The 21655-nt window shown below is 64.5% G+C and carries 22 protein-coding genes; 9 read left to right on the top strand and 13 right to left on the bottom strand.

All coding sequences use genetic code 11. The features are described 5' to 3' along the window. Window positions 1-202: 202 nt before the first annotated feature. Together VNW74_RS15560 and VNW74_RS15555 are read right to left on the bottom strand one after the other, a co-directional pair. Entirely contained in the window at window positions 203-1069 is an 867-nt protein-coding gene (locus VNW74_RS15560; protein WP_325678336.1) for an alpha/beta hydrolase, read from the bottom strand. A gap of 65 nt (window positions 1070-1134) precedes the next feature. Beyond that, the gene (locus VNW74_RS15555) at window positions 1135-1743 is read right to left on the bottom strand and encodes a TetR/AcrR family transcriptional regulator (protein WP_325678334.1); all 609 of its coding nucleotides are present in this window, start codon (window positions 1741-1743) and stop codon (window positions 1135-1137) included. A gap of 92 nt (window positions 1744-1835) precedes the next feature. Here VNW74_RS15555 and VNW74_RS15550 point away from each other — a divergent pair, with 92 nt between their 5' ends. The 6 genes from VNW74_RS15550 to VNW74_RS15525 all read left to right on the top strand — a co-directional run bounded on the left by VNW74_RS15550 (window position 1836) and on the right by VNW74_RS15525 (window position 8095). Further along, window positions 1836-3014 carry an alpha/beta hydrolase family protein gene (locus VNW74_RS15550; protein ID WP_325678332.1) on the top strand — a complete coding sequence of 393 codons (1179 nt, stop codon included), beginning with the start codon at window positions 1836-1838 and terminating at the stop codon, window positions 3012-3014. Between the two features lie 75 nt (window positions 3015-3089). Further along, window positions 3090-3635, top strand: a complete 546-nt coding sequence (locus VNW74_RS15545; protein ID WP_325678330.1) for a carboxymuconolactone decarboxylase family protein — start codon at window positions 3090-3092, stop codon at window positions 3633-3635. After that, window positions 3636-4616 (top strand): cyclase family protein, encoded by a 981-nt coding sequence (locus tag VNW74_RS15540; protein ID WP_325678328.1) that lies wholly within the window; start codon window positions 3636-3638, stop codon window positions 4614-4616. Between the two features lie 49 nt (window positions 4617-4665). After that, window positions 4666-5322 (top strand): DedA family protein, encoded by a 657-nt coding sequence (locus VNW74_RS15535; RefSeq protein ID WP_325678326.1) that lies wholly within the window; start codon window positions 4666-4668, stop codon window positions 5320-5322. A gap of 509 nt (window positions 5323-5831) precedes the next feature. Next, the gene (locus VNW74_RS15530; RefSeq protein ID WP_325678324.1) at window positions 5832-6275 is read left to right on the top strand and encodes an anti-sigma factor antagonist; all 444 of its coding nucleotides are present in this window, start codon (window positions 5832-5834) and stop codon (window positions 6273-6275) included. Between the two features lie 185 nt (window positions 6276-6460). Further along, window positions 6461-8095, top strand: a complete 1635-nt coding sequence (locus tag VNW74_RS15525; protein ID WP_422656550.1) for a DUF7159 family protein — start codon at window positions 6461-6463, stop codon at window positions 8093-8095. 19 nt (window positions 8096-8114) lie between these two features. Here the strand turns inward: VNW74_RS15525 and VNW74_RS15520 are convergent, their stop codons facing one another. The 9 genes from VNW74_RS15520 to VNW74_RS15480 form a co-directional block, all read right to left on the bottom strand. Beyond that, on the bottom strand, window positions 8115-8903 hold the full coding sequence (locus VNW74_RS15520; RefSeq protein ID WP_325678320.1) for an SDR family NAD(P)-dependent oxidoreductase: 789 nt from the start codon (window positions 8901-8903) through the stop codon (window positions 8115-8117). Between the two features lie 32 nt (window positions 8904-8935). Next, complete coding sequence (locus VNW74_RS15515; protein ID WP_325678318.1) at window positions 8936-10111, bottom strand: acyl-CoA dehydrogenase family protein; 1176 nt, start codon at window positions 10109-10111, stop codon at window positions 8936-8938. An 88-nt stretch (window positions 10112-10199) separates the two neighbouring features. Next, window positions 10200-10568 carry a hypothetical protein gene (locus VNW74_RS15510; RefSeq protein ID WP_325678316.1) on the bottom strand — a complete coding sequence of 123 codons (369 nt, stop codon included), beginning with the start codon at window positions 10566-10568 and terminating at the stop codon, window positions 10200-10202. A 143-nt stretch (window positions 10569-10711) separates the two neighbouring features. Continuing rightward, entirely contained in the window at window positions 10712-11047 is a 336-nt protein-coding gene (locus VNW74_RS15505; RefSeq protein ID WP_325678314.1) for an MAP_0585 family protein, read from the bottom strand. 766 nt (window positions 11048-11813) lie between these two features. Continuing rightward, window positions 11814-12215 (bottom strand): lipoprotein LpqH, encoded by a 402-nt coding sequence (locus VNW74_RS15500; protein WP_325678338.1) that lies wholly within the window; start codon window positions 12213-12215, stop codon window positions 11814-11816. A 355-nt stretch (window positions 12216-12570) separates the two neighbouring features. Continuing rightward, entirely contained in the window at window positions 12571-12897 is a 327-nt protein-coding gene (locus tag VNW74_RS15495) for an STAS domain-containing protein (protein WP_325678312.1), read from the bottom strand. Further along, entirely contained in the window at window positions 12897-15404 is a 2508-nt protein-coding gene (locus VNW74_RS15490; RefSeq protein ID WP_325678310.1) for a SpoIIE family protein phosphatase, read from the bottom strand. Before VNW74_RS15490 ends, VNW74_RS15495 begins: the two co-directional genes overlap by 1 nt. Before the next feature lie 166 nt (window positions 15405-15570). Further along, window positions 15571-17226 (bottom strand): NAD-dependent malic enzyme, encoded by a 1656-nt coding sequence (locus VNW74_RS15485; RefSeq protein WP_325678308.1) that lies wholly within the window; start codon window positions 17224-17226, stop codon window positions 15571-15573. 39 nt (window positions 17227-17265) lie between these two features. Next, window positions 17266-17388 carry a hypothetical protein gene (locus VNW74_RS15480; RefSeq protein ID WP_325678306.1) on the bottom strand — a complete coding sequence of 41 codons (123 nt, stop codon included), beginning with the start codon at window positions 17386-17388 and terminating at the stop codon, window positions 17266-17268. Between the two features lie 156 nt (window positions 17389-17544). On the opposite strand from VNW74_RS15480, the gene VNW74_RS15475 reads away from it, so the two are divergent. Further along, complete coding sequence (locus tag VNW74_RS15475) at window positions 17545-17676, top strand: hypothetical protein (RefSeq protein WP_325678304.1); 132 nt, start codon at window positions 17545-17547, stop codon at window positions 17674-17676. Window positions 17677-17742: 66 nt separating this feature from the next. Here VNW74_RS15475 and VNW74_RS15470 read toward each other — a convergent pair whose 3' ends face one another. Then, on the bottom strand, window positions 17743-18219 hold the full coding sequence (locus VNW74_RS15470) for a CDGP domain-containing protein (RefSeq protein WP_325678302.1): 477 nt from the start codon (window positions 18217-18219) through the stop codon (window positions 17743-17745). A 157-nt stretch (window positions 18220-18376) separates the two neighbouring features. Between VNW74_RS15470 and VNW74_RS15465 the strand changes: the two genes are divergently transcribed. Continuing rightward, on the top strand, window positions 18377-19303 hold the full coding sequence (locus VNW74_RS15465; protein WP_325678300.1) for a LysR family transcriptional regulator: 927 nt from the start codon (window positions 18377-18379) through the stop codon (window positions 19301-19303). Between the two features lie 185 nt (window positions 19304-19488). Beyond that, window positions 19489-20892 (top strand): amidohydrolase family protein, encoded by a 1404-nt coding sequence (locus VNW74_RS15460; RefSeq protein ID WP_325678298.1) that lies wholly within the window; start codon window positions 19489-19491, stop codon window positions 20890-20892. Window positions 20893-21025: 133 nt separating this feature from the next. On the opposite strand, the gene VNW74_RS15455 is transcribed toward VNW74_RS15460, so the two are convergent. Continuing rightward, complete coding sequence (locus VNW74_RS15455) at window positions 21026-21388, bottom strand: hypothetical protein (RefSeq protein ID WP_325678296.1); 363 nt, start codon at window positions 21386-21388, stop codon at window positions 21026-21028. Window positions 21389-21655 lie beyond the last annotated feature (267 nt).

Genomic DNA, 21655 nt, shown 5'->3' with positions numbered 1-21655 from the left:
GAGGCGCCGCCTGACCCACCGGCGGCGGGCCGATCACACCCTTGCGTCTACCTCTGATTTACAGAATTCTCATCGAAATGGCGGTACAGGACCATGGGGCGGGTGCCCGCGCCTAACCTGCTCCTTCGGAGATATCTTGTGGCACAACGGCATCAGCTGGTGCCGAGCGCGACCTGCGCAACGGCGCGGCGCCCCTCGCAGGTCACCGGCGCGTCCGTACGGCTGCGGCGACGGCCTCTGGGGCTTCGGACGGAGGGTAGTGGCCCACACCAGCAAGCTCAGTCACCGTAGCGTTCGGCAAGACGTTGACGGCCTGTTCAAGGACGTGGCGGCCCGATACCGGGTCCTCCAGGCCCCACACGAGATGCAATGGGCCATCCCAACTGGCTAAAGCCGCTTCCCACCGACGATGATGGACCTGCCGCTCGGCGTTGTACTTGATCAGCAAATGCCACAACTTCTGCCCGTTTTGCCGCGACATACCTAGCCAGAGGTCGTCGAACTCAGTATCGGTAAGCCTCGATCCGCGAACCGCGTCGAGGAGGGAACGGACTCTCCCAGCGCTGACACGACTGGCCAGCAGCTTGCCCACGACCGGCTTAATCAGCAACTTCTGTTGGCGTGTCGGGCGGTATGCGCTGTACACGATGCCACAGTTCAACATGACGATGCTGTCGATCGCGAAGCCGAGCTGGCCCCGATTGGCTCGGTCGACGAGTTCCTGACCGACGATTCCGCCGTAATCGTGGATCACCAACCGCGCCGACTTCACACCCAGATGCGCGGCGAGATCCTCGACGATGTCGGCTGATTCGGCCACCGAATACTCGTGGGGGTTCGGCTTGTCCGAGGCGCCGTAGCCCAGAAAATCGAGCGTGATCACATCATGGTCGCGAGCAAGATCGCTAGCCACTTCTGCGTAGTCATAAGACCACGTCGGAAACCCATGCAGCAGCAGCACAGTGGGCCCCTCCCCACGCCGCCTGAATGCGATGCGATGCCCCTGCCGGCTGACCAGCGTGTCGTTTTCGGCGATCCATTCCGCGGCCCGCGGCACATTGGCTTCCATTGGACTCACCTTCAGTGTTGATGCCGACTTAGTCGGATTTGCTTGGTATTTGGACAGATCACAGATCAGCTCGATAACAATCCGGCACGCGCTGCCGTCAAGGTGATGCGCACAGAGTGTGCGATGAGGTCCTCGTCGATGGGGTCGCCGGTGGTGACCATGCGATAGAACAGCGGTGCCCGGAAGGTAGTGAGCAAGGCGTTCGTGTCGGTGTTTGCCGGAAGCTCACCGCGCTCGATAGCTTGCGCGACGAGAGGGGTTGCGCGTTCAGCCTGGTGGTCGAAGTAGCGTCGGGTTGCGTCGCGAAGCTGAGTCGATCGGAGGCCAGCAGTAAGGACGACCGAAACAATCTGGCGTCCGACGCCGGCGTTCAGTTGGTCGGCCAATGTCTTGCCGAGTGCGAGTAGGTCCGTGTCGATGCTGCCGGTGTCCAGGTCTGGGATGGCGTCGTAGGACCACGTCGTGAGCGCATCGACCAGGAGGTCGTCGAGCGTGGGCCACCGTCGGTAGACGGTGGTCTTGTTGACGCCGGCGCGGGAGGCCACCGCCTCCACGCTCAGCGCTGCGTAGCCGTTGATAGCCAGCTCGTCGAGGACGGCGGTAAGGATCGCGTCACGGACCCGTGCGCTCCGACCGCCGGTCCGAACACCCTGAACGACCTGCCGATTTGACACTAATCGCCTCTACTAGTTGCTTTAATGACTCGCCTGTGTCATTGTAGCTTAAAGCAACGCTATGTTGCTATAACTCAGGCAAGGAGCCGGACATGAAATTCATCTTCGACACCGACGAATCGTTCTCGTTCGAGACGCTGCGCGCGGTCGGCTACACCGTCTACGGCGGGGCCGATATCGGCGAGGTCATCGCCACCGCGGAACGGATCACGCCCGGTGACACGGAGTCGTGGTATCGCGAATGGCGCGCCCTGGCAGACCGGATAGCGACCATCGCCGACAAGTGTGCTGCCGACGGACACACGGCCAGTGCTAATAGTGCCTACTTGCGCGCCTCCAACTACTACCGGACTGCTGAGTTCTTCCTTCGCGACGATCCATGGAACGACCCGCGCGTAGCCGACACCTCGGCGCGCGCGATCGAGACGTTTCGGGCCGCGCCGGAAATTCAGGCGAAGTGGACACGGGTCGGGATCCCCTACCAGGGAATCGAACTCGAGGGTTATTACCTCAATTCCAGCGGCGAGGAACCCGGACGTACCCTGCTCGCACACGGTGGTTATGACTCCACGGTCGAAGAGTTGTTTTTTACCGCGGGGGAGGCCGCGCGGCAGCGCGGGTGGAACTGCCTGATTTTCGAGGGCCCCGGGCAGGGGTCGGCGTTACGGCACAACAAACTGCTATTCCGACCCGATTGGGAGACCGTGGTCACCCCTGTGGTGGACTTCGCCGTCAACCTTCCCGGGGTCGACCCCGAACGCATCGCGTTGCTTGGCATGAGCATGGGAGGCTACCTGGCTCCTCGCGCGGCGGCCTTCGAGCACCGGATCGCGGCGTGTATCGCCTATGACGGTGTGTTCAACTTTGCGGCGGCCCTGCCTGGACCACAGCTTGATGCCACGCAACGAGTCGCGGCGCTGGATAATTTGATGGCCCACCGGGCCGAGGCGCCAACGCAGCTGCGGTGGGCAGTGTCGAACGCCATATGGACAATGGGACTCGCCACCGGCCAAGAGTTCCTCGATGAGTTCAGCAAGTATGACCTCACCCACGTGGCGGATCAGATCGCCTGTCCGACGCTGGTCTGCGAGGCGCAAAACGACCAGTTCTTCTCCGGGCAGCCCCGCATGCTCTACGAGGCCCTGGACTGCCCGAAAACCTTTGTGACGTTTACTGCCGCCGAGGGCGCCGAAGAGCACTGCCATGTCGGAGCGCTGACGCTGTTTCATCAGCGCATGTTCGACTGGCTCGATGACACCCTCGGGTCTTGAGGACGGGTGCCGCGCGATGCCTCACCCACATTACCGAATAGTCAATTTCACCCAATGCATGAAAGAGGTTGTGCCATGACCGGTTTTCCATACCCAGAGCTCGACGCCGAAAAAGAAACCGAATACAAGTTGTTTCCCATCAACTTGACACGGATGATGCTCCACACGCAGGGGCTGACGGTGCCGTATTGGAAGTACGGGTTGAGCTTTCGCAACGCCAAGATCCCGCCACTGCTGCGCGAGCAGGTGATCGTGCGGGTCGGTGCGGTCGCTGATTGCGAATACGAACTGGTTCAACACAATTCGGAAGCCTTGCGGACCGGGACCAGCCCAGAACTGCTGGCGGACCTGATCAACCCGCAGCACCGGGAGTTTGACGATCCGTCGCTGACGGCGGTGGTCAAGTATGTCGACTCGTTAGTCACGAATATCGGAGCCGAACAAGACACTCTCGATGAGGTGCGGAAGTACTTCCCGGACAACGAAGTCGCCGAGATCACCCTACTGGCGGGCACCTACGTCCTATGCGCCACATTCCTCAAATCGCTGCAGGTGCCCCTGGATCACGGACCCGTCGACTGGGCCGCTGCCGACGCCTACATGAAAAAGGAGGGCCGGTAGATGACGAACGACCTTGCGCTTTTAGAGGACTACATCCAGCGCTGCTCCAACTGGGGCCGATGGGGCCCGCGTGACCAACTGGGCACAGTCAACCTCATCACACCCGACAAAATCCGCGAAGCCGCGGGACTGGTGAAGGTCGGCAAGACCATCTCTCTGACCATGCCCTACGACGAGCACGGCCCGCAGACCGGCTACCTCGGCAGAGCCAATCCCCATCTGTACCAACTCGCCTCGGGACCCGGTTACCTCGTCGGCGAACAAGAAAACTTGGAGACACGAACCCTGACCGAGTTGAGGAAACCCACCGGGCAACCCACCCTCGGCTACTACGACGACGTCCTGGTCATGCCCACCCAATCCGGCACCCAGTGGGATGCGCTGTGCCACTTTTTCTGGCGCGGGCAGATGTACAACGGGCACCCGGCCAGTGACGCCGGAACGGCGGGCAGCCGCAGCAACGGCGTACAGAACTACACCGGCAAGATCGTCACCCGCGGGGTGTTCGTCGACCTGGCCGAATACCGCGGCGTGGACACCCTCGAGCCCGGCTACGCCATTACCACCGACGACCTCGACGAGTACCTTGCGGCCAAGAATCTGGAGATCCGGCCCGGCGACGCGCTGATCATCCGCACCGGGTTCATGGCCGCACGGCGCGGGAACTGGGGAGACTACGCCGGCGGTCCCTCGCCGGGGCTGTCGCTGCACTCCGCTCCGTGGATACGTGACAAAGACATCGCCGCCGTCGCCACCGACACCTGGGGAATTGAGGTGCTGCCCAACGAGATTGACTGCTTCCAGCCATTGCACTTGGTCAGCCTCGCCCACACCGGGCTAGCCTTCGGCGAAATGTTCGACCTCGACGCGCTGTCCGCCGACAGCAAGGCGGACGGGATCTACGAGTTGATGTTCTCAGCATCACCCCTGCCCCTGACCGGCGCATCCGGCGGCCCGGTTTCCGCGCTCGCAATCAAGTAAAAATGTTGCCTCGTCCTTCGGCCGCTGACGCGTGAGGCATTCTTAACCCATGACGGTCGATGCCCTGTTGCAGTCGATACCCCCACTCACTGTGTACGTCGTAGTTGGCGTGGTTGTCGGGGTGGAGAGCCTGGGCATCCCGCTGCCGGGTGAGATCGTCCTCGTCAGCGCCGCACTGCTGTCGTCGCGGCATGAGCTGGCGGTCAACCCGATCGGCGTCGGTGCTGCCGCGGTGATAGGGGCGGTGATCGGCGACTCGACCGGCTACGCGATCGGCCACCGGCTCGGCCTACCGATGTTCGACCGGCTGGGACGGCGCTTTCCGAACCACTTCGGCCCCGGACACGTCGCGTATGCCGAGCGACTGTTCGACCGTTGGGGCGCGCGGGCGGTGTTCTTCGGCCGTTTCATCGCGTTGCTCCGGATATTCGCCGGGCCACTGGCCGGGGCGTTAAAGATGCGCTACGCAAGGTTTTTGGTCGCCAACGTGTCGGGCGCGGTGTGTTGGGCGGGCGGCACTACCGCTCTGGTTTATTACGCGGGCGTGGCCGCCGAACGGTGGCTGACCCGCTTCTCATGGATTGCGTTGGTTGTCGCTGTCGTGTGCGGGGTGATCGCCGCAGTCCTGCTGCGCGAGCGGGTGTCCCGCACGATCGCCGAACTCGCGGCCGAACACTCGAGCGAATCCGGCCACGGCGCCGCGTGAATATCGCGGGCACCGACAAAGAACACGCGTCTTTTTGGCGCTCGCCGAGGGAGCCGAGGCGGGCGTTAGCACATATCCCGCCCTGTTTTTCGAAACCGGCAAAATCGGCGCTTCAAATCTTCGCGGCGACGTTTCAATAGCTTTGCCAGAAGGCCATCTGAGCGTCTCGACGAGCTGACATCTCCGCGTTGCCGGCCGCGCGGGGACACCCTCCGCGCTCAACCGAGTTACACTGATAATTCTGATCTTTGGTAACGCGAGCGCGCGATCATCTCGAGACCAATCGCCATTGTGAGCGGGGTGGATGAACTATGCAGATGCGAGATCCGATAGTTTGCTGCGCGGCCCCCATCGCAGCCGCAGGCTCAGTGAATTCTCAGGCAGCTTTTCATGGACATGCGTAACAGCTTCTGTTATAAAAATGAGATCTACTAATCGACGTCGGTCTTAAGCCACGTAGGGCGGGCATCCATATCGCGACGCACAGCGCCGCCGATTAGGAGGACCACATGGGCACTTTTGCCATGGCAGAGCCATCCTGCAATCACCTGATGCTGAGCAGCCGCCTCATCTCCGAGTTGGCGCAGGCGCGAAGCACGCTGCGGATGACCACCGAGCGGATCGGATTGGCGGTGATCGTCACCGCCGGAGGTGAATTGGACGCATCCAACGAAGCCACCTGGCGACGCCTGCTCAGCGAGGCCGCGGCTGCAGCAGGCCCGCCGGGACCGCTTGTGGTCGACACCGGCGGGCTGGACTTCATGGGGTGCTGCGCCTACGCCGCGTTGGCCGAGGAGGCGGAGCGCTGCCGGCAGCGTGGCGTCGACGTACGACTCGTGGGCAATCAGCCGCTTGTCGCCCGGATCGTCGCCGCGTGCGGCCTGGGCGAGTTGCTGCCGATTGATGACAGCGTGGACGCTGCGCTGTCGGTGTACGACCCCGGCGACTGGTAAGCCAGCCTTACAGAAGGAACAGTAGGTAGTTGCCAACGGGCCGTCATGACTAACGGTTGATCTGAAACCACCTGTAACGCCACACGCCGCCGTAGCGAAGTAGTCCGAAATAGTTCGACGGTAGCCAGGGTGCATCCCTAAATCCGCCCTCACCTCGGCGAGCCGGCGAACGACTTGGAGGAGTATTGGACATCGTCCTCGGGGTATCGATGGCTCCAGCAACCATCCGCATGGTGCTGGTCGAAGGGGAAAACGCTGACGGCGTCACTGTCGATGAGGATTACTTCGATGTTGGCGATGCCAACGACCCGAGAACGTTGAGCGCACCGGACCAGGTGATCGCGGCCATCTTCGGTACCCGTGAAGGCGCGGGCCAAGGCGGCCACCAACTGACGTCGGCCGGTGTGACGTGGACCGATCCACGCGATGCCGCCGCGCTCGCGACAGCACTGGCCGCTCGCAAGATCGAGAACGTGATGCTGGTGTCGGCATTTTTGGCTGCTGCTGCGCTGGCCCAAACCGTAGGCAATGCAATCGGTTACGAATACACGGCGATGCTGTTCGTCGAACCCGACACCGCCACGTTGGCTGTCATCGACTCCGCTGACGGTTCGATCACCGATGTGCGGCGCCGTCCACTGAATGGCGCCAACCCGGTGCCCGAACTGGCCGCGATGATTGCCGGACTCAACGCGCCGGAAAGCTACGCGGAGGGTTTGTTCATTGTCGGCTGCGACGTGGATATCGCGCCGATCAAGCCGGCGCTGGAGGTGGCGTCATACCTTCCGGTCAGCGCCCCTGAGGAGCCGGACATGGCGCTGGCCCGCGGGGCAGCGCTGGCATCCGCCAACGCGCCCCTGTTCGCATCCTCCACCGCCGCGTTGGCCTACGCGCAAGATCCCGGCACCGGTGAAGTGGACCCGTTCGCCGTCTCGCCCGGTTACCTCGAGGTGCCCGTTCACCGCTCCGGTGCCGAGCTCCGCGAGGAGGATCTCGCCTACAGCGCTGCGCCCGACCACGACGCCGATGCGCAAACCGGTGTCGCGCACATTGCCGAGGTCGCTACCGAGCATGATTTCGACACGAGCCAGCGCCGTCGACCGCTCATGTTGGTGGGCAGCGCATTGGCGGTCGTCGTTGTCAGCGCCGCGTTGGCGTTGGAGATCGCGCTGGCACTGGGTATGCGACCGGCGGTCGCGTTGCGGCCTATTCCCGGCCAAGCTCTCATCGCGCCGGCCCAGTCGGCACCGTTACCAGCGGTGGCCCCGCTTATTCCGGCGCCGCACCCGCTCGCAATTCATGCGGCACCGCTTCCGCCACGCCTGCCCGCTCCGGCGCGGATCGCGGCCCCTGCACCACTGCCCCTGCCGGTTCCCGCCGCACCCGTGCCGGTGCCCGTCCCGGTGCCGATGCATGTGGGTGTTCCGGCGCCTGTCCACGTCCCGTTTAGTCAACCTCGGATGAATCTGGGCGTCCCCAGGCAGCTGCTGCCGAACATGCCATCGATGCGCGGGTCCATCCCGCAGTTCGGTGGGCAGAATCCCCAGCCGCCAATGAATTTCCCGGGCCCCCAGGGCCCTCGGTACTCTCAAGGCCCTCGGTACTCTCAAGGCCCTCGGTTCCCTGGAGGTCCCGGGTTCTCTGGGGGTCCTGGGTTCTCCCAGGGTCCCCGCTTCCCCGGCGGGCCGGGTCCGATGATGCCGGGTCCGATGGGTCCCCGATTCCCCGGCATGCCGGGTCCGATGTTTCCCCGGATGCCCGGTCCCACGATGCCCGGACTCCCGCATTTCAACTTCCCGTTTCCGTCATTCCGGTTCTGAGAGAGTCGAATTCGACTGTTTATTGGGGAAGGCCGAAGAGCTGAACCACCCCATGGTCGCGGCCGGCGGTGTAGCCACCGTCGACGGCGATGGCCTGGCCGCTGACGAATGACGCGTCCGGAGAGACGAGAAACGCCGCCGTGGCGGCGATCTCTTCCGGGAGACCCATCCGTTGCAGCGCGTGCTCCTTGGTGATCGAGGCCTTCGGACCCTCCATCCCCGGCAAGCCGAAGACGCTGCCGGTCATCGGCGTTTCGATGAAACCGGGACAAATGGCGTTTGCCCGGATACCGCTGGGGCCGTAATCGAGCGCGATGTTCTTGGTGAGTAGGACGACGCCACCCTTCGAGGCGTTATAGGCACTGCCGCCCGCCGTGCCTTCCAGTCCCTCGATGCTTGCCAGCGTCACGATCGAGCCTCGCTCGCCGTTGACCCGCGGTTGGTCGATCATCCTGGCCAGCACCGCCTTGGCGACCAGAAATGTGCCGGTGAGGTTGATCGCGATCACCCGCTCCCATTCGGCGCGGTCCAGCAGGTGGACCGGGCCACCGCCGGCAACGCCTGCGGCATGGACGACACCGTCGAGCCGGTCGGGGACGGCGGCCAGCACGGCGGCGATCGCGGCCTCGTCGGTCACGTCCGCCGTCACGAATCGGAAGTCAGGGCCGAGGTCCGGTGCGGCGACCAGGTCGGCGCCGACGACGCTGCCGCCTTCGGCCAGCAGGCGCTGGGCGGTGGCCAGCCCGATGCCAGACGCCGCACCCGTTACGACGAACGTGCGGGAACGGGCGCGATCAGCGCTCGGCATGGCTGGTCCTCTCGAGTTCTGTTGCGGCGCAGTCAGAGTCCGAACTGGTCCTCGATGATGCCGAGCCAGATCTGCGCGACGTCCATTGCGACCTTCTCGCTGATGAACGCGTGCTGGGTGCCGGTGTAGATGTCACGGAAAGCGCGCTCGAGTCGGCTGCCCTCGCGAATCGCGGTGCTCCCAGCCGCCAAATGGGCCCACTCGGCGCAGGACCGTGCCGTGTCGGTGGCATAGACCGCCGCCACCCGCATGTCGGCCCGCATCGCGGGGGTCAGGTCGCCGCCCGCGTCGACCGCTGCCTCGGCTGCAGAAAAGGCGTCGATCACCAGCAGGCGAGCTGCGCGCCACGCGGCGACGTGGTGGGCGAGTCCCTTTTGGAAGGTGGGGCGGCTGGCCAAGGTCGCCATGTCGCTCATCCGTACTTTGGTGGCCGCGAGTTCCTCGACATCGTCGAGCATGCTCTTGGCCACTCCCAACGCGAACGACGCGTGGCCGGCGGCGGTGATCGGCATCAGACCCATCCGGCTGGCCGCCGAGGTTCCGCGGAGAGGCGCACGGGTGAACAGGGGCATGGTCCGGTACTCCGGCACGAACAGGTCGGCGACGTTGTAGTCGTAGGAGCCGGTGCCTTTGAGTCCCTGGACATGCCATCCGTCGGTGAAGGTGACCTCCTCGCGAGGAAGAAATGCGACCCGCATTTCGGGAATGCCCTCGCTGACCCAACGCATCTCACCGTTGTCCATCGGGAAAAAGCCGGCGCCGATGTACGCGGAGTGCCCGGTGCCGGAGCCGAAATTCCATGCACCACTCAACCGGTAGCCGCCGTCGACAACTGCCCCCTGCCCGTTGGGGAAGTACTGACCGCCGATGGTGACGTGGTTGTCGTTGCGAGTAAAGATCTCGGCGAAACCCTCATCGGGCAGATAAGTCGCGGCGGCGAAGGTCGAAGGCAGATTCGCAATGCCAATCCAGCCGAAAGACCCGTCTTGCCAAGCCATTTCGATCCACGTCTCGATCATCTCGTGGAACGATGGTTCGACGCCGCCCGCCGCTTTCGGATTGAATGCAGACATCAGGCCGCTGACCCACATCTCCTCGACGATCGGCGCCGAGAGCGTGCGCAAACGCTCCGATTCCGCAGCCTCTGCACGGACCAGATCACGCATCCCGCGAGCTCGATCCACCACCCGATCACGCATTCCGGTCATGAGCGCAGCTCTCCCCCGCAAGCGGGTGGCGTCCCCACCTCATCGCTTCGCTCGGCATCGTCGACGGCGCGGGTCATGGCACGATCCTTTAGGACTGCGGCCCTGCATCATCGGGGATCATGAACGGCCGGCTTCGTGGCGGCCATGTCCTTACTTGCGCCTTTGCCTCTGCCTTTGCCTTGGCCTTTGCCCTGGCTTTGGCTTTTTGCTGTGCCTTGTAGTCGTCCTCGTCAATGTCGTCGTCCTCGTCGACTGCGTCTTCGGTCTCGAAGATGACCTCGTACCACCGCTTATTGGGCTGTACCCGCGTTTCGATGTCACCAGTTGGAGTCGCGCGTCTCAGCTGGACGTTTTCCAGGCTCGGATCACGTCGGCAGATGAAGGCTTCGAGCGCCTCCGCCAACGGAATACCACTGAGATTGATGTCTGCGAGCGCCCTGCCCTGGTACATAGCCACGCCGCACATCTTGCACCGGAATCGCGATGCACGCATCATTTTCCGGCGCTGGCATGTCGAGGCCTTATCGCTGTCGGCGTAGACACCTCACGGCCTCCGGACCTGCAACAGCAAGGTCCGGAGGCCGTGAGTTTTACGTTGTCTCAGTACAGCGGAATCCAGAGTCCGAAGAGCCAGAAGCCCCATCCCCCGAAAACCGGGTTGAACATCGGGATCGCGTTATAGCCGTTGTAATTGAATGGCCCGAAATCGCGTTGCGCGTAGCCCCAGTCACGCGCCGGACCATTCCATGGGCTGTTCCAACCACCGGGAGGCGGCGGACCGCCCCAGCCACCCGGGGGCGGCGGCCCGTCCCACCAAGGCGGCTGCGCTCCGGGTGGAGGCCCACCATTCCAACCCCATCCGTGTTGTCGCGGCGGAGGCGGCGCACCGTGGTCGGGTGCGCTGAAGCCGTGCGGCGCATCCCTGGGGCCGCCCATCTGGGGACCACCCCGCTCGTACGAACCCCTGGGTGTGTACGGCGCCGGTCCCCCAGGTCCACCGGGTCCACCCGGCCCGCCGGGTCCATGCCCTGGTCCCCCAGGTTCTCCCGGCCCGCCGGGTCCATGCCCAGGTCCACCAGGTCCACCGGGCCCGCCAGGTCCAGGACCACCAGGTCCACCGGGCCCACCCGGTCCGCCAGGCCCCTGATGTCCACCCGGCCCACCGGGTCCACCGGGTCCACCCGGTCCACCGGGTCCACCCGGTCCAGGACCACCAGGTCCACCGGGTCCACCCGGTCCGCCAGGCCCCTGATGTCCACCCGGCCCACCGGGCCCGCCCGGCCCATGACCGCCAGGCCCGCCCGGCCCAGGGCCGCCGGGTCCACCGGGTCCGCCTGGCCCCGGTCCAGGTCCTGGACCGCCAGGCCCGCCCGGCCCGTGACCACCAGGCCCGCCCGGCCCAGGCCCACCAGGTCCACCCGGCCCAGGGCCGCCGGGTCCACCGGGTCCACCCGGTCCAGGACCACCAGGCCCACCGGGTCCACCGGGCCCCGGCCCGTCGGCGAAGGGCCCATGCCAAGTGGGAGCTGGCTGCAACGGCGCGGCATTGGCGGGCTCGACGCCCACCGTCAGTGCAGAAATGCCGACGCCTGCGGCAATCGCCGCACCTGCCACGCGCTTCACATACATACCTGTTAGACCCTTCTGCGCACGAGATCGGGAGCGTGGCTACCACGCTGAGCTGTGCCGTAAGACCGCTGCTTTAGGGGCACGTCACATCCATCTCGAATGGTTTGGTCAGCTGCTGCTCTGGGTTGGACATGTTTACCCCCGTCGCAGTGCCCTTGATCGTGTAGGAGTTGCCGCTTTTTGTGGCCTGGACGGTGCCCTGATTCGGTGCGCCGGACGAGTAGCCCAGCGTCACGCCGGTGAGGTTACCCAGTCCGACCGCTTGCACGACTGGCGGATCAGCAGCGGTCACCACCGCGCCGATCCCGGTCGACGGATCGCCGATACCGATGTTGACGTTGCCATTAGCCGGAGTGCAACTGACCTGACCAGTGACGTTCTGATTCTGGCCATCGATGATGACCTGGTTACCGACAGCCGCCGGTGAGCTGGTGGGTGAGTTTGTATTGGACTTGTTGCTCGAACAGCCAGCCATGCCCGCAACCACGGTGGCCGCGGCCGCTATGCCGACCAAAATCCCGCACTTTGCCACTGGACTCCTTCGTCTCGTCGCTCTCAAAACACTGGCGGATTGTTGATAGGTGCGCGATCGAAGACAATCGGCCGTCCCGTCGTGAACGCACCATCCAGGCCGCCCCTTTTGCGACCCTACGCTCCGGGTCGCTGCTGAGGCATTACGCCAGAAATCCTGCGTCATGACCGCTCCGATCACCGTGATGCGCAGCGCATCCCGGTGATACCCACCAGCCGAGTACCTAAACGCGAGCTTCCATCCCAACGTCGGCACACGGCTCGGAAACGATGAAAGCGCTCGCGCTCCGGACGCTTAATCAGTGTTCTGCTTGCGGCGACGCCGGCTCGATGGCGGTCAGCTCGGTGAGGCCGGTGATTTCGAAAATGCGCATCATCAGGGGGCGGACGATCAGCTGGATGTGGTCAGCATGGGTAAACAGGGCGTTGACGGCGGCGCTGTCCAGGTACTCCACAGCACTGAGGTCGACGGTCAGCATCCCGCCGGTGCCAGCTGTCTCGGCGATGGCCGTGGTGAGGGCCTGAGTGAAAGTGTCGATGTTGCTCAGGTCGATTTCCCCCACTGCGACCAGCACGAGTTTGCCGTCGTCACGGCGGGCGGTGTCGACGGTGAGCAATGTACGCATCAGGTGATCCTCGCCGACAACTGAACCAACGTTCCTGTGGCGCCGGGGTTGATCGCGACAGTATGCATCAGCGCTCGCATGAGCTTAATCCCCCGGCCGCGGTGGGCGGCGGCGTCCGGTCGTGGAGGTTTCCACGAACCGGTGTCAACGACGGTCAACTGCACCTGGTCGAACAGTGCGGTCGCGCGCAGGCTGATGATGCCCTCCGGACTGTGGCGGTGACCGTGCTCGATCGCGTTGGCGATGGCTTCTCCGACCGCGATGACCATGTCCTGAGTTTGCACGGGGTCCACCCGGGCCCGCATCAGCCAGCTGCGCAGTGCGGCGCGGGTGGGGGCGAGTTGGCTAACGTGGGCGGGAAACTCCAGCTGCAGTGGGGCCGGATGGCGGTAGAGCAGCAGCGCAACGTCATCCTGATAGCCATCGCTTGGCGCGAGACGGGACATGATCTGGTCCGCCAAATCGTCCAGGGTGAGCCCGCGGCCGTCCTGGAGGAGGACGGATGCGCGGGCGATGCCGTGGTCCAGTCCCCTGCGGCGACGCTCGACCAGACCGTCGGTATAGAGCAGCAGGGTCGCGCGCGCCGGCAAAGTCACGTGGGCTTCGGGGCGCGGCCGTTCGGCTCGTATTCCCAGGGGAATGGTGTGGCCTTCGTCGAGCAGCTGCGTTGTCCCATCGGCAAGAACCAGGATTGGCGGCGGGTGCCCGGCACTGGAGTACACCAGTTCACCGGTGTCGGGATTGAGCACCGCGCAGACGACGGTGGTGCACTGGGCGCCGGGTAGCCGCGCGGCAAACCGGTCCAGCCCCGCGAGCGCAACACGGGGGCTGGGGTGGTCGAGCAGGAGCGCGCGGCAGGCGCTGCGCACCTGTCCCATCACGGCGGCCGCCGCCAGGCCATGCCCGACACAGTCGCCGACAATCAACGCGATGCGCCCGTCCTGCAAGTCGACGATGTCGTACCAGTCACCGCCGACCTGTAGGGGCCGGCTGGCAGCCTGATAGCGGACCGCGAAGCCGGGCGGTAGATGAGCGGGGCCGAGGATTGCGTGTTGCAGCGCCAACGCGGTTTCGCGCTGCTGATCAACCTGGTGCACCCGGTGCAGGCCCTGGCCGAGGCGCCCCGCCAGCACGGTGAGCAAAGTCTGGTCCTCCAGGGTGAACGGCCGTTCTTCGGCCAGATCGATCCAGACGACGAGCACGCCCTCGGGATGCTGCAGCGCGATGCCCGCCGTCCCGGCCTTTGCCGTCTTGGGGGTGAGAAGGTCGCCGTCGCGCAAAGAGCTGAGCATCTGTCGTGTTTGGGATGACAGGTCGCGCCACTGCACGGGTTCGCCGACCGCCACCACTTGCGGTGTGCCGTAGGCGGATTCCGTCGAGGAATCGCGGGTCGGGAAGGTGACGGCCAGAACGCGCCGGGCACGCCATAACCGACGCAGTTGCTCTGCTGCGGCGCGCACCGCGTCATCGACGGTATCGGCTTGGGCGAGCTCCTGATTGAGCGCATGTTCGCGACCTGCGGCCAGCGCCAACGCGATAGCAGCGTGTCGGGCGAAGTCACTGACCAGCTCGAGGTAAGCGTTGTCGAATGACGGCTGCAGCGGGCGACGCGCAACGGCAATCACCCCAAGCACCCTGTCGTCCGCAGTCAGCGGCATGACGATCGCCGAGCGTTCACCGACATCGGTGAAACCCTCGATCGGATATTGGAAAGAATCAGTGATCAGCGGCAGACCGCGACGCGCCACACCGCCGGTGGTCGAGCCGTCCATCGGAACCTGCTGACCAATCACCTCCAAGGCGTACCGGCCCGCCGTAGCCGCCACGACCAGGGTGTCGACTTCATCGGCTGGCAGCTCGGACTCCCTCGGAACCAGCAATATCGCCTGCTCAGCGTCGGCCAACTCCAACGCCCGGTTCACGATGAGCTGCAGCGGCCCCGTCTGTGGGTCGCCGGACAACAGCGCGGCCGTGATCTCACGACTGGCCTTCATCCATTTCGCTGATTCACGTTCTCGTTCGAAGAGTCGCGCATTATCGATGGCGGCGGCCGCCGCCGTTGCCAATGCCCGCACGGCGCTCTCCTGGGTGTCGGAAAACACTCGGCGGGGCCGGTCGTCGGCCAGGTAGAGGCTCCCAAAGTCAGCGGCCCGCACGGTGATTGGTATTCCGAGGAGCGCCCGCATCGGCGGGTCGTGCGCGTGCAGCCCGGCGGCCGGTGGATAAGCAGTCAGATCGTCGACCCGGAGACCCTCACCTACCGGCAGATCGCCCAGCCGCCGCGCTGTGTCGTCGTCGATTCCCGTGCAGACGAAAGAGACCAGGGTGCCATCGGATCCGCGTATACCCAGAACTCCGTAGGGAGCGCCGGTCAGCTCCATCGCTGCATCGACGATTCGGTGCAGCATCACACCCAGGTCAAGGTCGGAGCCGATGTCGACGATGACCCGCACCAGATTTTGCATCTGGTCGCGTGCGGCCACCAGTTCGTCATGCTGCTCGTGCATTCGGCTCACCAATCCGCGCCGGCCTTGCTGAACACGGATTCACCCCGGTCGCTCCCCCAATAGATACCAACCTGATCGCACAAATAAACGACCTTTGCCGACCAATGTCGTCGCGGCGGGGGTGGGGTGCTGGTGAAGCGTGCCGTGGAATGGCAGTCGGTAGCGATCAGGCCGGTGCTTGAGGATAGACCGGGAGCCAGCGCACCTGCGTGATCCGTTCGGTGAGTTCCTCGCCGCTGCGCTTCGGGGCGACGCCGTCGGCGACGGCCTGGACGGCCACGGCGTGCGCAATTCGGACAGCGATATCGGGCAGGTCCACCCACGCGGGCAGCAACGACTGGTCAGGATCGGCGAGGGCGGGCGACGCCTCGCCCAGGGTCGCCGCCGCAACCCGCATCATCTCGTCGGTGACTCGGGTCGCTTGGGCTGCGGTCACGGCAAGCCCCATCGCGGGGAAGATATAGACGTTATTACATTGAGCAACAGCATATTCCACGCCATTGCGGTGCAGCGGCGCGAACGGTGATCCGGTGGCAATCAGAGCACGCCCGTCGGTCCAGTGGTCCAATTCCGCCGGGTGCGCCTCGGCCCGGCTGGTCGGGTTGGACAACGGGAAGATGATCGGCCGCTCGGTCTTGCCGGCCATCTCGCGCACGATGCTCTCGGTGAAGGCACCGGCGGCGGTGGACAGCCCCAGCAGCACACCGACGTCGACGTGGTGTACGACGTCGGCAAGTTGGGCCGGTTCCGACAGCCCCCAACCCGAGACCCGGTCGGCGGGCTGAGCGAAGTCGCGTTGCCCGGCTGACAGATCCGTGCGGTCGTCGGTGAGCAGCCCGTCCACGTCGACAACCCAGATCCGTTCCCGGGCAGCATCTTCGGACAGTCCCTGGTTCATCATCTCGCGGCGGATCATGTCCAGCACGCCGATGCCGGCCGAGCCCGCACCGAGCATGACGATCTGCTGCTGCGACAGAGCGCGGCCTGCCACTTTCGCGGCACCGTGCAACGCACCGAGGGTGACGGCCGCGGTGCCCTGAATGTCATCGTTGAAAGTGAGCAGCTGGTCGCGGTAGCGGGCAAGGATCGGCTCAGCATGCACAGTGGCGAAGTCCTCCCACTGCAGCAGCACATTGGGCAGTTGTTCGTGCACCGCGGTGACGAACTGGTCGACGAACGCGTAGTAGTCGTCGTCCTCGATGCGTCGGTGGCGCCAACCGAGGTAAAGCGGGTCGTCGACGAGTTCCGCGTTGTCGGTGCCCACATCGAGCACGATCGGAAGGGTGCGCGCGGGATCGATGCCGCCGATCAGGGTGTATAGCGACAGCTTGCCGATCGGAATGCCCATCCCGCCGATGCCCTGATCCCCCAAACCAAGGATTCGCTGACCGTCGGTCACCACAATCACATCGACATCGTGTTGGGGGCGGTTGCGCAGCACCTCGTCGAGACAGTCGCGTTCGGGATAGGAAACGAACAATCCCCGTGGTCGGCGATAGATCTCGCCGAAACGCTGGCAGGCTTCGCCGACTGTGGGCGTATACACGATCGGCAGGGTCTCGGGGATGTGGTCGTGCAGCACGCGGTAGAACAGGGTTTCGTTGCGGTCCTGCAACGCACGGAGATAGATGTGCTTGTCGAGATCGTCGTGGCGAGTGGAAAATTCATGCCAGCAATGCGCGGCTTGATCTTCCAGGGTCTTCACCCCCGTTGGCAGCAGCCCAAGCAGACCGTACTTGCGGCGCTCGGCCTCCGAAAAGGCCGTACCCTTTGTCGTCAACGCATCGAACAGGGCGGCCTGCCCCCGCTTTTCGTCAGGCATCCTGGGCATCCGTTCTGTTAATTTTCGCGGCGAGTTCCGTTAGCGTGCAGTTTGTTTGACGTCGGCGTTGTTCCACTCGCTCGTCAGGCGGTACGACTCGGCAGCGGCGGCCGCCCGAGCGAGGATCTCACCCGTAACAGGACGAGTTGTCGCGATCGCCATGAGTGGATGGTATGACCACCAAGTGGGCCACGCAGGAATTGCCGTCAATGCCGCGAGGGCAACGAGCAACGATGCAGCAAGTTAAGGAGCACTTCATGTGGGGTCGCCCTCGTCGCGGACGCAGTCAGCAAAGCGGGAGCAGACTACAGCTCTCCCATGCAGCCTTTTGACGACTACTCCATTACCGGCGGACGGCTCATCACCGGAGCCAACCCGCAGAGCGCACGCAGCGCGGCTGATCGAGCGTTGAAGGCATTCGACGAGTTGCCCGCGGCACAAGCTCAGTGAGTCAGGGGCGGCCCTTGCGGGCCGCCCCTGACGGTTCGTTATGCAGTTGCCCTTTCGTGTCCGCTGTTAGCCCAGATGGCCCGGTTCATCGGGCAGCACCGTGTCGGGTCGCACCGGGTAGGTTTCGTTGCTGATCAGGCGCTCATTGACCATGTATCCGCCGTAACAGTCGCTGTACGACGAGTACGAGCTGCTGCTCCTGGAGGTGCAGATCGGCGTCGAATAATGGGCAGGAACCCAGATGGTGCGTTCCCGGCTCCAGCTGCCGTCGGTGGATATCGGACCGTCGCACAAGGTGCGGCGCCAGCCCAAGCCAAACGGCTCGGTCTTGCAGGTAGGGCCCGCGTGCACGGCGCCCGCCAGGTCCGGGGCCGCCGCGCCGTCGTCGGCGTAGCTCGTCGCCGCGAGCCCGATGCCGGTCGCGGCGAACGCCATGGCCAGCAGACCGCCGGCGATGTTGCGGCGCAGGAATCCGATGCCCGTGGCGCGCGCGGTGCTTGTCGTGGTGTCGTGGATCTGGTTGGTGTTTGTTGAAGTGTTCATGCCATTGATCGTTGATCCGGCGACGGCTGCGCAGTAGTGGCCGTGTCCTTGCAGGGATACAAGTCCACCTTGTATCAAGGGCTGCCAGCATGGTCCTTCCCCCGCCCTAACCTGGCGTTTCGGCACGGCAATGAGGCTTGGGGCGCTACGATCAGGCGTGGCGTTAAGTGCACGGATGCCCGAACTATCCGCGCTCGAGGTGTTATCGGCGATCGCCAAGACGGGCAGTTTGAGTGCGGCCAGCCGTGAAGTGGGGATCAGTCAACAGGCCGTTTCGGCGCGGCTGACCTCAATCGAGTCCCAGATCGGCGTGCGCCTGGTGACGCGCACCACGCGTGGCACCCAACTGACCCCAGCGGGTGAGGTCGTCGCCGAGTGGGCTGACCAGATACTCGATGTCGCGCAGCGCGTCGACACCGGACTGGCGTCGTTGCGCGCCGAGCGTCGTAGCCGGCTCAAAGTGGTCGCCAGCCAAACGGTGGCCGAGCAATTGCTGCCACGCTGGCTGGTGTCGCTCCAGGCAGCGGCCCTGCGGCACGGCGGCATCGCGCCGGAGGTCAGCTTCATCGCAACCGACAGCGAGGGAGCAATCACCGCTGTGCGCGACGGGGAGGCCGAACTTGGCTTCATCGAGATTCGCGCCACACTTCATGGGTTGCGCAGCCGCGTTATCGGGCGCGATGAGTTGATCGTTGTCGTGCCACCCGATCACAAGTGGGTGCGGCGATCGGCTCCGATCACTGTGGCCGAGCTTCGCCAAACGCCGTTGGTATCCCGCGAGTCCGGGTGGCGCCTGTTGCTGGGCGCCAACGAGCATTTGGATGGCGACCAGCCAGTGCCCGCCGCTCATCCACTCGAACTGGCTTCCGCGGCAGCGGTTCGCGCTGCCGTGCTGGCCGGTGCCGGTCCGGCGTTGATGAGCCGGCTCGCCGTCAGCGATGACCTCATTCATGGTCGTCTGCGCGCAATTCCGGTCGGGGATCTGGACTTGCGACGCGATCTGCGTGCGATCTGGATGGGCGCCCAGACTCCGCCTGCGGGGGCGGCAAGGGACTTGCTCAACCACATCGCGACCAGTCGGTAACGGCAGCCTGCTGGGGTCTCCCGGATACAAGGCGCACTTGTATCGCTGCAAGGGCGCGACCGCTACTGCGGAGCCGTCGCCGGATCAACGATCAATGCCATGAACACTTCAACCACCAACCAGATCCACGACACCACGACAAGCACCGCGCTCACCACGGCAACCGGATTCCGGCGCCGCGTGCAATGACCCAGGTTCATCTCGGCCACATCTATCACGTCGCGGGTAGCCCGACGGTCAGCGAAGCTGCCGCCGGACTGGTATCGATTCCGGATGGCGCACTGATCATCGATGACGGCGGGGGGATCACCTTCTGCGGTGAGCGAACCGCGATCCCGGCAGGCCACCAGGCTGCCACGGTGGTGGATCACCGGCCTGGATTTCTGCTGCCAGGCTTCGTCGATACCCACGTGCACTTCCCGCAGACTTACGCAGCCGATTCTTACGGCGGCGGACACCTGCTGGAGTGGCTCAACCTGTGCATGTATCGCGCCGAATCCCGCTTCGCTGAAGCCGAATTCGCCCAACTGGCAGCAATTGAGTTCTGCAACCGGCGCATCGCGGCAGGAACCACCGCGGCGATGGTGTTCGGTTCGCCATTCCCCGAAGCGCAGGATGCGTTGTTCACCCAAACACAACGGAGCGGGTTGAGGATTGTCAGCGGCCGCGGCATCCAGACCGTCGGACCCGAAACCGCGCGCCCGCTGTTGACATCGGAAAGCGACGCGATCCGGCTCACCCGCGAAGAGATCGACAAGTGGCACGCCGCCGATACGGGCAACGTCGACACGGCGCTGCTGCATGTCGCGATCGTGCCGCGATTCTCCCTAGCGGTGACGCCCACAACACTGAAAAACCTTGGTGAACTTTATGATTCCGTCCGCAGCAGCGGTGTCTACGTGCACAGCCACCTCAACGAAAACAACCGCCCGGACACCGGTGAGGTCGAAGCGACCAAGCGGGCATACCAGGTGAACTCCTACCTCGATACCTATGACGGGAAGTTCCTGCCAGGGTCGGCGGTCGGCGGCAAGAGTCTGCTGGGCAGGCGGACCATCCTCGCGCACGGCGTGCACTGCCAGGATGTCGAGCTGGCGCGGATGGCCGAGACCGGAACGTCGATAGCGCACTGCCCGGTCTCCCAGTCGTTCCTGGGATCGGGCACCATGCCGTGGAAGCGGACGGTGGCGTCGGAGGTCAACATTGCCGCCGGAACCGATATCGGCGGTGGGGACGAGTGGTTGATCCCGCGGGTGCTGGGCGACGCCTTCAAGGTGCACATCAGTGAGTCCGGAGAAGACGCCGTGTCGTTGCATCCGGCCGAAATGTTGTTCACCGGGACCCTGGCCGGTGCGCGGGCACTCGACATGGAGAGCCGCTTCGGCAACTTCGACGTCGGCAAGGAGGCCGACTTCGTCGTCGTCGACCCGTCCGGTACCCCGGCGTTGCAGGCCGTGCTGAACTACGGCGTCCGCTCAGGCGATGCGGATCTGGCCCGCGACCAGACGCTCTTCGCGCTCCTGATGGGTATTCGGGAATCGTCTATCGCCGAGGTTTACGTGCGGGGCAGCCGAGTCACCGCGGCATAGGAGATACCGGTTCTATCCGGCCCAGAGACACCCGACCTGTCCCTTATTGGTTGGCTACTTTTCTGCGGGCGGGCATTGCCGTAGCTGCCGCGCAGTAAAAAGGTTCGGGTTGGGGCGTTTTCCATGCAGAGGCTTACCTGTGGCCGGCCTCCAACGCCTCGGCTCGCTCTCTAGCAGCTTCTTCGGAAAGGAAGGGCGACGCGAGCGTGGTTAGCTTGCCGTCGACTTCCAAGGCGAGCCACCAGCCAGCTTCGAGTGCTCCGATCAGATACTCGCGGTTGTCGCTCAAGGCATGCTCGACAGGACTCAACGAGGCCGCGACAGAGCCTTTATCTTTCGTGACGACTAGCGACCAACCACCTTCGGTGAGCGCGCTCCACGTCAACCCCACACGTTGCGGGGCAGGCTGCTGCTGGGGCTGTAGAGGCGGCGCCGAATCCGCCCAAGACGGTGGCCCGGTACCTTCCGGATGCGAAAACTGAGTCATGTCGATCATTAAACGCCCCCCGCAGCGGCCCCCAACCGCGCCGATTGCTCCCATAGCTGTCATTGGCTGTAACTCCTTGCTCAGTTGATGTTGTGCTGAGCGGAGAACCAGAGTGCCGGATATACCGAGATAACATCGGTCTTGCTTCGCAGGGCTAGAGCCATATCCCGGCTGCGACAAGGGATGTGGCGCCGGCCGGGTTCGAACTAGCCGGACGAGTTCATCAATCAGTAGTGCTCATCGCTTGCACAACACTGTGTAACGCTTGCGGTCGCG

The sequence above is a fragment of the Mycobacterium sp. genome (assembly GCF_035570115.1).
In the GTDB taxonomy this organism is placed as follows: Bacteria; Actinomycetota; Actinomycetes; order Mycobacteriales; family Mycobacteriaceae; genus Mycobacterium.
The sequence above is the reverse complement of the archived record's forward strand: the minus strand, read 5'-3'. Positions and strand labels throughout refer to the sequence as shown.